The organism is Aeromonas sp. QDB03 (assembly GCF_027707985.1).
Classification (GTDB): Bacteria; Pseudomonadota; Gammaproteobacteria; order Enterobacterales; family Aeromonadaceae; genus Aeromonas; species Aeromonas hydrophila.
In genome coordinates, this window is the sequence record NZ_JAPCJG010000001.1 from 218,644 (window position 1) to 232,078 (window position 13,435).

Here is a 13,435-nt window from a genome sequence, read left to right on the forward strand (position 1 = left end):
GATGTCGAGCAAAGAGGCCATATTAAGTCGCCTGCGCGGCGCCGCCACCCCCATTGCCCATGCTCCCCATGGCTGGCAGCCCTGGCGCGGGGAGGATGAACAGGCACGGCGCGAGCGCTTTGTAGCCGGGATCAGCGCCAGCCATGCCGAGATCCTCACCGTCAAGGAGGCGACCCTTGCCAGGGAGCTGAGCGCCTGGCTGGATGAAGAAAGCGTGACGAGTCTGGCCTGTGGTCAGGGCGGCCGTTGGCAGGCGGCGGTCGCGGCCGCCTGCGCCGGGTGCTCTGTGTTGACCCCCTCTGGCGAGTTCGCGAGCTGGAAGGACGAGTTGTTCGATGCCTGTCAGGCGGGCATCACCCACTGCGCGGGGGCCATCGCCGACACCGGCACCCTGGTGTTGCTACCCGATGGCGGCGAGCCGCGCACCTTATCCTTGGTGCCCCCCTGCCATATCGCCCTGCTGGCGGCCTCCACCATCGCCGACAACCTGGCGGGGCTGGTGGCGGGCGGGCGCTGGCAGCAGGCCATGCCCACCAACCTGCTGCTGGTCTCCGGCCCCTCCAAGACCGCCGACATCCAGCAGACCCTGGCCTACGGCGCCCATGGCCCGAGCCGCCTCTTGGTAGTGCTGGTGGAGGATTGCTGATGGGTTGGAACCAATTTGACGCCGCCGTGCTTGAGCGTATCCCGCGCGAGCGGCTGGTGAGCGACCCGGATCTTCGGCTGGCCCATGGCACGGACGCCAGTTTCTACCGGCTGGTGCCAGAGCGCATCGTGCGCCTCGACTCCCTCGATGAAGTGCGCTTTGTGCTGGCGGTGTGCCGCGAATTGAACCTGCCGTGCACCTTTCGCGCCGCCGGCACCAGCCTCTCGGGCCAGGCCCTGAGCGATTCGGTGCTCATCACCCTGACCGACAGCTGGCGCGGCCACCGCATTCTGGACGAGGGCGCGCGCATTGCCCTGCAACCCGGGGTGATCGGCGCCGATGCCAACCGCTATCTGGCGCCTCTGGGCCGCAAGATTGGGCCGGATCCCGCCTCCATCAACGCCTGCAAGCTTGGCGGCATCGCCGCCAACAACGCGAGCGGCATGTGCTGCGGCACCGCCCACAACAGCTATCACACCCTGCATGCCATGACCTTGCTGCTGGCCGATGGCACTGTGCTGGACAGCCGCGATCCGCAAAGCCGCGCTGCCTTTGCGGCCAAACGCCCGGAGCTGCTCACGGTGCTCGCCGCCCTGCGCGCCGAGGTGCTGGCGAACGCCGAGCTTGCCGCCAAGATTCGCCACAAGTACCGGCTCAAGAACACCACAGGCTACGCCATCAATGCCCTGCTCGACCATGAGGACCCTATCGATATCCTCACCCACCTGATGATTGGCTCGGAGGGGACCCTCGGCTTTATCGCCGAGGTGGTGCTCGATACCGTGCCCGAATACCCCCACAAGGCCTCGGCCCTGCTGGTGTTTCGGGATGCCGAGCAGGCCTGTCTGGCCACCTCGCGCCTGAAAAGCGCGCCTGTGGCGGCGGTGGAGCTGATGGATGGGCGATCCCTGCGCTCGGTGGCGGGCAAGCCCGGCCTGCCGGACTTTATCAAGGCGCTGGACCTGGCTGCCTGCGCCTTGCTTGTCGAGGTGCATGGGGAATCGAAAGAGGAGCTGGTCGATCGCTGCGAGCAGGTGACGGCCATGGCCGCCGAGTTCGCCCAGGTCGCCTCTGTGCCCTTTACTACCGATAGCGCCGGGCTCTGGGCCATTCGCAAGGGGCTCTTCCCGGCGGTGGGGGCGGTGCGCACCACAGGCACCACCGTCATCATCGAGGATGTCGCTTTTCCCATCGAGCGTCTGGCCGAAGGGGTAGCTGGGCTGCAGCAACTGTTCGATCGCTTTGAATACGCTGAAGCCATCATCTTTGGCCACGCGCTGGAGGGGAACCTGCACTTCGTCTTTACCCAGGGGTTCGATGATCCGGCGCAGGTGGCCCGCTACGGCGCCTTTATGGATGCGGTGGCCGAGCTGGTCGCCGTGCGCTTTGGCGGGTCGCTGAAGGCCGAGCACGGCACCGGCCGCAACATGGCCCCCTATGTGGAGCTGGAATGGGGGCCGGAGGGGATGGCGCTGATGCGGCGCATCAAGGCGCTGCTGGACCCCGATAACCTGCTCAATCCCGGCGTCATCATCAACGACGACCCCAAGGCCCACCTGGCCCACCTCAAGCCCATGCCGGCGAGCGATGCCATCGTCGATCCGTGCATCGAGTGCGGCTTTTGCGAAGCGGTCTGCCCCTCGCGCACCCTGTCGCTCTCGCCGCGTCAGCGCATCGTGCTCTACCGCGAACTGGCCCGCCGCAATCGTGCCGATGAGCCCTCCAACCAGCTGGCCCGGCTGTTTGACTATCAGGGCATCGACACATGCGCCGCGACCGGACTCTGCGCCGATCGCTGCCCGGTCGGTATCAACACCGGAACGCTTATCAAGAAGCTGCGCACAGACAAATACCGGCGCTTCGTACCCATCGCCCGCTGGAGCGCCGATCACTTCGCCGGCGTTACCCGCACGGCGCGCGGCGCGCTGGGCCTCAAAGGGATTGCCGGCAAGGTGTTAGGAGACAAGGCGCTGGCAGGATTGGTGAACGGGGTTTGCCATCTGAGCGGCCAGCGCACGCCTGCCTGGCTGCCGACCCTGCCGGGGCCGAGCCGCTACCGGTGGCCGCAAGGGGAGGGGAACCATCGCGGCTCCAGCGAGCGCGCTGTGGTCTATCTGCCGTCGTGCGCCAGCCGGGTGTTCGGCCAGCAGGAGGATGCCCCTTCACTGCCGGATGTGGTGCAGTCCCTGCTCAAGAAGGCGGGCTGCCGGGTGATAGTGCCGCAAGGTATCGAGGGGCTCTGCTGCGGCATGCCCTATGACAGCAAGGGGATGAGCGAGGTAGCGGAAGCCAAGCGCAGTGAGCTGGCCGAGGCCCTGTGGCAGGCAAGCGAGCAGGGCCGCTGGCCCGTGCTGCTCGACACCAGCCCCTGTGTGCAGCGACTGCTCTCGGGGGCGCTCGGCAAGGGGCTTCGGGTGTTCGAACCCTCCGCTTTTGTGCTGGAACACCTGCTGCCATACCTTGAGCTGACCCCCCTCGATGAGACTGTGATGCTCCATATCACCTGCAGCAGCCGGCGCATGGGGCTGGGGGATAAGATGCAGGCGGTGGCCCGCGCCTGTGCCCGCGAGGTGATCGTGCCAGAGCATATCCAGTGCTGCGGCTTTGCCGGTGACAAAGGGTTGATGACCCCGGAGCTCAACGCCGCCGCCCTCGCCAGCCTGCCCGCTCAGGTGCCCAGGGATTGCCGTCAGGGATTCAGCAACAGCCGCACTTGCGAAATGGGGCTCAGCCAGCACGCCGGCATTCCCTATCACAGCATCCTCTATCTGGTGGATCAGGCGGCGAAATAGGGAAACAAAAAACGGCAGGATAACTATCCTGCCGTTTTCAATGGGGTGAACAAGGTGGCTTAAAAACGGGACTTGTCTGGTGCTACGTGCTATGAAAGGGGCCGATGCTGATACGAACGATGGCAAGGAAGGATTGATGACGTCGCTGAACCACTATCTGCCTGCCTATCACTTCTGTGAAGAGCACGCTCGCGACATTGCCGCCGACCCGCGCACCGTCATCCAGGCAGCGTCCAACTATCGACCGGAAGCGGATCCGGCCTTTCGCCACCTGATCGGCTTGCGGGAAGTGCCGATGCGCCTTGGGCATCTTCTCGGTCGCCAACAGAGCGCCAGCCCGCCTCCCTTTGGCTTGGACAGATTCGTGCAGCTCGACAGCCATGACGACAACACGCTGCTCTACGGCCTTGTCGGCCGGTTTTGGCGGCCGGACTTTGGTCTGGTGACCATAGCGGACAGTCAGGCGTATCTGGACTTTGCGGCGCCAGGCGTTGCCAAGCTCGCCCTGGGGTTTTCGGCCAGCCGCCAGCCAAACGGCACCACCCGGTTGACCACCCAGACAAGGGTGTTCTGCCCGGATCTGGCCTGCCGCCTCAAATTCGCACCTTACTGCTATCTGATCCGCCCCGTCAGCGGCCTGATCCGGCGCCGGATACTGGGCGCCATCAAGGCAGAGAGCGAAAGGGAGTAGTAAGCGTTATGCCGGTGCATTTACCTTGCCTTTCAATTTATGGCGCCAGCAGGGAGATTAGGGTGCGGTGGCTCAAGAAGGCGGGGGCCCAAGAGTTTCGTCTCTATCTTTATTGTCCTGATGCGCGAGCAGGTGGCCTGCGATTCTTACAGCTAGCTCGAGATCATAAAAAACTGCAGCCATGTCTGCAATGTGGAGTAGACGGATCACTTTGATCGGCAGTTGTTGGCATTTTTTTATCTAGGCAGAGGTCAAAACTCCATCCATTTGATGGAGTAGGGCAGAATATTGAAGTTTTTGTAGTAGATCTAATCACGCTGAGCTAATCGCTCCTGCTCTTCTGTTTTGCACTGGAAATAGAAGTAAGCTAAATATTTTTTAACAAAACACCGGCTTAAGGCCGGTGTTAGGTGATTACTAGGTCAGTACAATTAACAATATTCAGCTTGAAAAACTGAGTGCTGGACTCTGAAATAAGCAAGAGTAGTATGTCATTTGTTTTTTCCGTAATATTCTTCGAATAACTTCCCTATAACGGAGTTAATCTTTGATTCTTTTTTTTCTGCAGACGATTTCAATAGATGGGACACAGTTACATTCTTAATTTCTAACGAATCTAGTTTGTATTCATCAACAATGCGCATCCACTGATTCAACGGTTTAGTTACTCTTAATTTACCCAGAATCCTTATGTCGCTAGGAAGAACATTATTTATATAATAGGCCCATCGGTCAGTGGATAAGTTTTTCAAAATTGAATTGGCTTCCGACGCTGCGGCCCATGAGACGCCATAGCTATTGCCAAGAATCACACACAAGAGTGCACTAAAACAGGTTGGCAGCGCAGGCGTAGGTATAGTGCTACCAAGTTTTGCTAAATTTTTCACAGTAGCAGGTTCATTATAAAAATTATTCAAACCGTCATGAGCTTTGAAAATTGCCTCTGCTGCTTTTATAAAAGTATCGCTTCTCAGATTTTCCGGGACATAGTCAAACCCTTTCACCTTCAATAAAGCACTCTTTAGACCACCAACGGAAGTTGTTTTTCCATCCGAAAATGCTTCAGCATACGCATGACCAACTTGCCATTTTTCGGACTCTCGTAGCTTTGTCCATATAGCAGGAATTAGAACATTAATATTTGCAAGAGCATGCTCTAGATTAGCTCCAGTATTCTTTTTTGCTGCGTTCATTAATACGCTAACGGTTAATTTGTTGAAAAAGTAAGGAGAGCTTCTTAGCATATCGACGCGAGGATCACTTTCAACTAACGATTCACCTTCTAATGCCTCTCTGAATTCAACGAATTTTTTGGAAACTTCTACTTTAGGCCTACCTAACACTGCCTTTATGCATGCTTTAAGTGAAGCAATTGCCTCAGACTCATCAATCTCTTCGAAATTACTTTCTTCAATTTCAAGGCGAGAGAAATGAGTTATTAACTCATGAGTATGCTTGAGCCTCATAGCATCTGTGGATGATACTATCCCTAGCTCTTCCGCTAGGGTGATAGATTCTTTCGTTGTTATTATATCTTCAATGTCGTCATCTTCATCGACATCTGCTTTTCCTAACATCTCTCCAAGTAGCCCAATACCAACAGCGGATAGTTCTTTTTTTAATGCAGTAGTAGTTTTCCCCCAAAGATAGTTTATTCCCATTTCGAAATGACCAGCTTCGAATGCGGATATTATTTGTCTTTTATCTCTTATGCTGAGTTGTGCTGCATAATTTGAAATGTCTGATGGTGTTTTTGCTGATGCAGGTATTAATTCGCCACTATCAGGCTGCCAAAGTACGATATTATTCATTGTTTGTACCCTCAAAATCAGTCCAGCCATCTTGCGACTGTATAAATGTTGCTGATAGGCCCCGCCCTAATTTCCCTTTCAAACTTGCGAAAGCACGTTTTCTGGCACCACCGATTATACTATCTTTATTATTGACTTTTACAAAACAATTGTACCCGAGCAATCTACCTCGATTATCAAAAAGTATTATTCCATCTGAATTCAACATACCTTTAAGTAAATGTCCTTTACTTTCTAAGTCGCTTGCTTGAATCATTCCTTTTTTTAAGCGAAAAACAAGATTTGTGAAATCTATTGGAGTATCAAGTATGACACCATCATCAGATAAGAACCTTGGAGGTTTGGACATGTTAGTGACGGCAATAATACAACCATGTGATTCTCTTAGTGCATTTAAAAATAGGCGATTTAGAAAACTAACTGTTGGTTCTTTGTACTCTTCAGGTGTTTTTTCAGTAATGGCGCGTATTAATTGACCGAGATATTGAAGTGGTGGAGGGCTATTTTCTTTTCTATGATTTAGAAATATAAAGTGTAGACCTCCACGATTTGAGCGAATTTCAACGCAATCACCAGCGACTTGTGATGCCTTAACGACAATAAATCCCTCACTTTCTGTCATCAGTACATCATCAACCAATACGGAGATGGGATTTCCTGAACCCTTGAAAACTCCATACTCTAAAGAATGCTCGGAAGCCTCAATATATATAAGCCAGCCATTGGTGGCCAAAGGAGCACATTTTTTAACCGCGCTATTTATACCTGTTACATCCAGTCTAGATGTACCTATTTTAAGGATTTCACCTTCTGGTAACATAGCTGTTAAAAGATGCTTGCTATTGGTCAGATATACCTTTGGAAATAAGCTTACACCTTCTTCTCTATAATGGGCCAGCATTACTATCAATTCAACCAAATGAAGAGCGTTGTTTAGGAAGTGCAATTGACTTTCTTGGCAGAACTCAGTTACGCCACCAATCAATTGTGTCCTAAAAGTAATATTCTCAGGCATGTAAGAGTTCCGTATTTACGACATGGATAATGTATTAAATTTGACTAGATTGGTAAGTAAGAGAGCCGCTTTACAGGGTACTTGCCCCTTACATTTAACATTCAATAGTTGCGGATTTGAATCAGTCAAGAGCACACCTATATTGTGAAAGGGACCACTTGAGGACGATACCAAGAATAGGTTTATCTGTTGAGTGAAAAACACTCTAATGTGCGGAAATAATTTTTTTTTTTTTGACGGCGGTCAGATTTATGCGTTTCTGTATGAGGTTGGGTGATCAATACCCCGTCATCTCCAGATAGCCAACGCCTTTTGCGTCTCCAGAGACTAAGACAGCTCCCTCCCAGTAGTCAAAGCGTCCCGTCATGGCCTGATTGGGCTGTCGAGCCTGAATGCGGAGGTTGAGATCCCCGGCCTTAAGCTGCCACTCGATGGGGTAGGCTTGCCCCTTGGGGCCGCGCCAGGTTTTGCCGGGGGTGAGGCGGATCTGCGCAGGGTTCAGCACCCGGCTGCTGCCGTCTCGTTCAATCAGGATGCCGTAGCGGTTCTCCGGTTCAGAGCGTCCTGCCTTGGTGCGCAGGCGAAACAGCATCAGCTCGCGGCCATCTTCAAACTGCAGCGAAAACCAGTCCCAGCCCGATTGCCACTGGGCCAATACCGAGCTGCTCCACTCGTGATCAAACCACCCCTCACCGCTGACGTGGCGGGTCTCGCCATCCAGGGTCAGGGTGCCGCTGATGGTCAGGCGCGGGTAGGAGTAGTAGAAGGAGGCGTTGCCCGGGCTCTTCTCGCTGAAACCCGCTTTACCTTGCAGTACCGCGGGCTTGGCGGCGCTCACCTTCACATCAAGATCCCCCGCCTTGCTCTGCACCTTGAGGGTGGCGGGAAAAAGCGTCTCTCCATGAGAGGCCAAGACCCACTCTTTCAGCCAATACTGACCGCCGCTGGCACCGGCGAGCCCTGGCCCCTGGCGGCTGGTGCGCTCGTCCTGCTGGTGGCTGCCTTTGCTCACATCGGTGATGGCGAACTGGGCCAACCAGAGTTGAGGGGTGAGCCAGGGGTTCTCCGAGGTGATCTCCTGTTCAATGCCTTGGCGAAACAGGGTCCACTGCATGCCGTAGCCGCGCCCTTGCTCGTCTTTCAGGTTGCCGGTGAGATACCACCACTCGGAGCGGTAGTCGGGGTGGGCAGCGTGATCCGCGGGCAGGCGGATGGACTGACCCGGCAGGGCCTTTTTGAAGTGATCGTTGCCGCCGCCAAGGATGGCGCCCAGATCGTTGGCACTGATCCCGGCGCCATACAGGGTGCAGATCAGCGCCAGCGACCAGATGTTGAATGTTTTCATACCACTCTCCTTGCAGCGTACCAGGAGGCGAGCGCACCACAGACGGGGGCGAGCAGGAGCGCCGTGACGGCGTGCAGGGGGGCGGCCTCGAAGGTCAGCCGCCAGCCGAAGGCACGAGGGTTGACCACCTCAATCAGCACCCAGGCAAGGCCATAGCCCACCGGCAGGGCCAGCAGCGCGGTGAGCAGCCCCAATCCCGCCCCTTGCCACACCAGCAGCCGGCGGCAGTGGCGCGGGCTCAATCCAAGACTTTGCAGGGTCTGCAACTCGCCGCGCCGGGCCAGCCCCAGTACCATGAAGGCCGAGCCGATGCCGACGAACGCGATCCCCAGGATCAGCAACTTCAATAGTTCGGTCACCACGAAGGTCTGGTCGAACACCCTGAGGGCGGCGGCGTGGATGGCGGGGGCGGGCAACAGGTTCACCCGCTCGCCAAACTGGGCCCGCAGGCGATCGGCGAGGCGATCAACGTGCGGGCTGAAGAGGGCCAGGGATTGCACCTTGCCCCCTTCGAAGGCGTGCAGTATCTGCCCCTTGTCGCTGCCGTAATCCTGATAGACGCCGGTGACGGTGAACGTGCGTGGCCCCTGCTCGCCGCTCACCTCGAGGCGCTGCCCCACCTTGACCCCGAGGCGCACCGTCAGCGGTTCGCTCGCCAGCACCTCAGCGGGGGTGGCGGGCCAGCGTCCGGCTAGCAGCGGATAGGCGGCTCTAAGCTCGGGAATAAAGTCCATCTGCGCCCACTCGATGGGCTGCCCCTGCCAGCGGGCTGGGTGCACCGAGCGGCGCGAGGCGGCGCGCACATCTGGCTGGGCGAGGATGGTGTCGAGGGTCTGCTCGCTCAGGGCGCCCTTGCTGCCGGCCACCCCCTTGGGGGCGGTGACGTAGAGATCGGCGGCCAGGCGCTGGCCGAGCCAGATCTCCACGCTCGAGCGAAAGCTCGACACCATGACGCCGATGCCGATGGCCGCGGCGATGGCCAGTTGCAGCGCCATCACCGCGATGGCGGTGCGATCCAGGTGATAAAGGGTTTCGGCTACCCCGAGCCGGGCGCTGAGGGGGCCGCGCTCGCGTCGGCGCAGCCGGCCCAGCACGGCGCGCAGCACATCGGGCAGGGCGAGCGCCATGGCCAGCAGCCAGCCACCGGCCACGAAGAGGGCGCCGCCCAGCCCGGTTTCTGGCCGCCACAGACAAAGCGCACAGAGCAGCAAGATGACGATGGCGAGCCCCCGACGTTGCCAGGGATGGGCCGGCGGGCGACTGTTGCCCTCTCGCAGCTCAAGGGGGGATTGGCGCAGCAGTTGCCACCAGCCGGGCAGGTTGGCGGCGAGCGTGCCCAGCAGGCCGATCACCAGCGCCTTGCCAAGGCTGGCGGGGGAGAGGCGTAGCAGATCGATGGGGTTGGGGCCATAGAGATCGGCCAGCGCCTGGGTGAGCTGCCCCATCAGGGCGAGGGCCAGGAGGCTCCCCAGCAGCAGCCCGAGCAGGGTGCCGATGCTGGCGAGGATCAGGATCTCCAGGGTCAGCCAGCGCAGCAGCCGGCGTGGCGGCATGCCGAGGATGATGAGCTGGGCCAGCTGGGGGCGGCGTACGCTCTGCACGAAGCGCTGGGCGTTGAACACCAAAAACAATCCCACCGCCATGGCAAGCAGGGAGAGTGCCGTGAGGTTGAGGGCCAGCGCATCGCCGAGCTGGCTGGCATCGAGCGCCGGGCTGATGGGCTCAAGCCACAGGGGCTGATGGGGGGCATAGGATTGCAGGGCCGCCTGCAAGGCCGTGGCCTCATGCTCGCTGAGCTTGAAGACGATGCGATCGAGCCGCCCTTCCTTGCCAAGCATCGGCTGGGCGAGGCCGATGTCGGTCACCAGCAGCCGCTCCATGGGCACGGCACCGGGCTCGAAGGTGCCGGCCAGGGTGAGGGTCAGCGGGCGGGGCGGCGCCCCTTCACCGCCACCCAGCACGAAGTGCCGGCTCTGGCCTGTTTGCCAGCCAAGGCGGCTCGCTTCGGGGGCGGCCAGCCAGACGCTGTCGGCGCGGGTGAGGGAGAAGGTGGGCTCTTTGTCCGGCGCGGCGCCAAACAGCCGGCGCAAGGGGCCGGGGTTGAACAGATCCATCCCCAGCAGCTGAAAACTGCGCCCCTGCTCATCTTGCAGCCAGCCGTGCAGCTGGGGCATGGCGTCGAGGTTAGGCTGGCTGCGCACCAGCGTCACATAGAGCTGCTCGTCCAGCCCGCCGTCCGGCGCCAGCCGGTAGTTCGCTTCCCCCGCCAGCTGGCTGCGGGCGGCGACGAAGTTGGTGCGGGCGCTGTGGTTCAAGAGCTCGATGGCCACCACCAAAGAGACCCCCAGGGTGAGCCCGACCAGGCTCATCAGCAGCAGCCAGGGGTGGGCGCGATAGAGGCGCAGCAGCGCCTTGAGCGGCAGCGGCAACATCACTGCCCTCCGTGGCGGGCGTCAGTCATGGCGGCGCCCCTTGAGCTCGACCAATTGGCCCCCTTCAAGGCGCAGCACCCGATCCGCCAGGGCGCCATAGGCGGGGTTGTGGCTCACCAGCAAGAGGCCGGCGCCGGTGCCCCGCACCGCTGTCATCATCAGCGCCATCACCTGCTCGGCGTTGTGTTCATCGAGACTGCCGGTGGGCTCGTCGGCGAGCAGCCACTGGGGCTGATGAATGAGGGCACGGGCCAGCGCTACCCGCTGGCGCTGGCCGCCGGAGAGCTGCTCCGGCCAGGCGTGGCGCTTGTGGGCCAGATCGAGGCGCTCCAGCAGGCCGTCAATGCGTGTCTCATCGCGGGCAAGCTGGTTGATGGCAAGGGGCAGGGCGAGGTTCTCGGCCACGGTCAGGGTCGGCAGCAGGTTGAAGTCCTGATAGACGATGCCGAAGTGGCGGCCGCGCAGGCGGGCCCGCTCGTCCGCCGACTGGTTGTCAAGGCGGGTCTCCCCCAGCCAGATCTCCCCCTCATCCGGGGGGAGGAGGCCGGCGATGAGGTTGAGCAGAGTCGACTTGCCGCAGCCGCTCTGCCCCAGCAGCAGGGTGATCTCGCCGGCCGCCAGGGTCAGATCAAGGTGGTGAAACAGCGGCAGCCGTTCGCTGCCATTATCGAAGCTCTTGCCGAGGTTACGCAGGGTCAGCATGGGATAACCGGTTGATGGTCAATGGCTTTCATCATGCCATGTACGTTGCTCCCCTGCCTAATGATCACGCGGCTTTGCCTTTGCGCGAGAGTGCCAGTTAGTGATCAAGGCTGCAAAAGAGGTGAGGATCCTGGCTGGATCCCGCTCGCCAGTGGTGGTTAGAATAGGGGCCTCCATGGGTCACAGGATGCGCAAGGATGTTACACAAGCAAGTCAGTTTTATCATCGACAGCAAGGGCAACAAGCAGGCTGCCGTGGTCCCCATCGAGATTTACAACGAGCTGATGACCCTGCAAAAGGCGCTCTCCGACAACAAGCCGGGCGAGCGCGAGCTCTACCACTTCAACGGCAAGGGGGCCGAGGCGCACGGTTATCCGGTGGGCAAGCGGCAGAACCCCGGCTTCATGGTGCTGGCAGGCTCCACCGCCAACGGCGAGGATGCGGCTTCCTTACGCGAGGCGGTGATCGAACTGCGCCAGGAGCTGCTGGGCAAGGGGATCCTGGCCCCGCGCAGCGAAGGGGGCTTCGTCTTTACTGCCGATCAGCTGTTCAACAGCCCGAGCCTGGCCGCCAGCCTGGTGGCGGGCAACAACCGCAGCGGGCTGGACGCCTGGCAAAACAGCGCCGGCTACACCCTCAAGCGCTCGGGGTTTGGCAAGAAGTAGGCTGAGCCCTCATCCCTCGGGGCAGAGGACGCGTTGACAAGGTGCAGATAACACAAGGCCGCCCCCTGCGATGCAGGTGGGCGGCCTTGTTGTTTGTTGCTTGTTGCTTGTTACTTATTGATGGTCTGGGCTTATTTTTTGCCGGTCAGCAGCCAGTAGCTCAGGGTCGAGCCGAACCCGCAGCCGGCGATGGCGATGGCCATCGGCAGCGGCGATTCGGGGGGATTGAGGTTGACCAGGATCCCCACCACGGCGCCGATGCCAAAGCGCAAGGTGCCAGCCAGCGCCGAGGCTGTGCCTGCCGATTGCGGGAAGTGGCCCATCAGGCCGGTCATGGCGTTGGCCCCCACCAGGCTGATGTGGCCGACAAACAGCACCACCGGAATGACGATGCCCCACAGGCCGCCGGTCTGGCTCCAGGCGTTGTAGATGAGCAGGGCGCCGGCACAGGGCAGCACCAGCAGACCGTATTGCAGCATCCGCTCGGCGCCCACCCCCTTCACCAGCCGGCTGTTGACGAAGGTGACCACCATCATCAGCAGGATATTGAGGCCAAACAGCCAGCCATAGTGCTCGGTCGGTACCTTGAAGTACTCGATGTAGACGTAGGGGGAGGCGCTCAGGAAGGCGAACATGCCGGAGCTCGAAAGCGAGCCGCACAGCACGTAGCCCATGGCGCCGCGATGGGAGAGCACGCCCCAGTAGTTCTTCAGGATCTGGCCGAGGTTGAGGGGCTGCTTGTGCTCGGGCTTCAGGGTCTCTTGAATTTTCCACTGCATCATCAGGCAGATGAGCAGGCTGATACCCACCAGCAGCCAGAAGATCACCCGCCAGTCGCTGTGGGCGCTGATGTAGCCGCCCACCACTGGCGCGACAAGAGGGGCGAGCGTCATCACCAAGATCACGAACGACATGGCGCGGGAGAAGGCCTCCTTCTCGAACAGGTCGCGCAGCAGCGCATTGACCACCACCGAGCCGGCCGCCCCGCCAGCTGCCTGCAACATCCGATACGCCAGCAGCTCGGGCAGGGAGTCTGCCATGGCACAGCCCACCGAGGCGATGGCAAACATCACCAGTCCCGCCAGGATCACCGGCTTGCGGCCATAGCTGTCGGCGAGCGGGCCGTAGAACAGCTGGCCGATGGCAAAGCCACCCAGAAAGGCGCTGATGGTGAGCTGGGCGCCGTCGATGCTGGTGGCCAGATCCCGGGCGATGGCCGGAATGGCGGGCAGGTACATGTCGACCGCGAGCGGGGTCAGGCCCGCCAGCGCGCCGAGCAGGATGAACAGAAAACGGGGGGAGAGGGGGGCGTGGGGCATAGGCTATCCAGTCTTGA

10 protein-coding genes are annotated in these 13,435 nt (G+C 59.6%); 4 read left to right on the plus strand and 6 right to left on the minus strand.

Features of this window, described 5'->3' with window-relative positions; all coding sequences use genetic code 11:
• Nucleotide 1 precedes the first annotated feature (1 nt).
• The 3 genes from PG900_RS01055 (at nt 2) to PG900_RS01065 (ending at nt 4,129) form a co-directional block, all read left to right on the plus strand.
• On the plus strand, nt 2-646 hold the full coding sequence (locus PG900_RS01055; RefSeq protein WP_270830738.1) for a LutC/YkgG family protein: 645 nt from the start codon (nt 2-4) through the stop codon (nt 644-646).
• Nucleotides 646-3,438 carry an FAD-binding and (Fe-S)-binding domain-containing protein gene (locus PG900_RS01060; RefSeq protein ID WP_270830739.1) on the plus strand — a complete coding sequence of 931 codons (2,793 nt, stop codon included), beginning with the start codon at nt 646-648 and terminating at the stop codon, nt 3,436-3,438. Before PG900_RS01055 ends, PG900_RS01060 begins: the two co-directional genes overlap by 1 nt.
• A gap of 136 nt (nt 3,439-3,574) precedes the next feature.
• Nucleotides 3,575-4,129: a hypothetical protein gene (locus PG900_RS01065; protein ID WP_270830740.1), complete on the plus strand. Its 555-nt coding sequence runs from the start codon at nt 3,575-3,577 to the stop codon at nt 4,127-4,129.
• Between the two features lie 491 nt (nt 4,130-4,620).
• Here the strand turns inward: PG900_RS01065 and PG900_RS01070 are convergent, their stop codons facing one another.
• The 5 genes from PG900_RS01070 to PG900_RS01090 form a co-directional block, all read right to left on the minus strand.
• Nucleotides 4,621-5,940 (minus strand): hypothetical protein, encoded by a 1,320-nt coding sequence (locus PG900_RS01070; protein WP_270830741.1) that lies wholly within the window; start codon nt 5,938-5,940, stop codon nt 4,621-4,623.
• Nucleotides 5,933-6,955: a hypothetical protein gene (locus PG900_RS01075; RefSeq protein WP_270830742.1), complete on the minus strand. Its 1,023-nt coding sequence runs from the start codon at nt 6,953-6,955 to the stop codon at nt 5,933-5,935. Before PG900_RS01075 ends, PG900_RS01070 begins: the two co-directional genes overlap by 8 nt.
• A 277-nt stretch (nt 6,956-7,232) precedes the next feature.
• Nucleotides 7,233-8,300 (minus strand): lipocalin-like domain-containing protein, encoded by a 1,068-nt coding sequence (locus tag PG900_RS01080; protein ID WP_270830744.1) that lies wholly within the window; start codon nt 8,298-8,300, stop codon nt 7,233-7,235.
• On the minus strand, nt 8,297-10,732 hold the full coding sequence (locus PG900_RS01085; RefSeq protein ID WP_270830745.1) for an FtsX-like permease family protein: 2,436 nt from the start codon (nt 10,730-10,732) through the stop codon (nt 8,297-8,299). Before PG900_RS01085 ends, PG900_RS01080 begins: the two co-directional genes overlap by 4 nt.
• 21 nt (nt 10,733-10,753) lie before the next feature.
• Entirely contained in the window at nt 10,754-11,434 is a 681-nt protein-coding gene (locus PG900_RS01090) for an ABC transporter ATP-binding protein (RefSeq protein WP_139389854.1), read from the minus strand.
• Between the two features lie 197 nt (nt 11,435-11,631).
• On the opposite strand from PG900_RS01090, the gene PG900_RS01095 reads away from it, so the two are divergent.
• The gene (locus PG900_RS01095) at nt 11,632-12,099 is read left to right on the plus strand and encodes a DUF4357 domain-containing protein (protein WP_016351033.1); all 468 of its coding nucleotides are present in this window, start codon (nt 11,632-11,634) and stop codon (nt 12,097-12,099) included.
• Between the two features lie 131 nt (nt 12,100-12,230).
• On the opposite strand, the gene PG900_RS01100 is transcribed toward PG900_RS01095, so the two are convergent.
• Nucleotides 12,231-13,418, minus strand: a complete 1,188-nt coding sequence (locus tag PG900_RS01100) for a Bcr/CflA family multidrug efflux MFS transporter (RefSeq protein ID WP_016351032.1) — start codon at nt 13,416-13,418, stop codon at nt 12,231-12,233.
• Nucleotides 13,419-13,435: the final 17 nt, after the last annotated feature.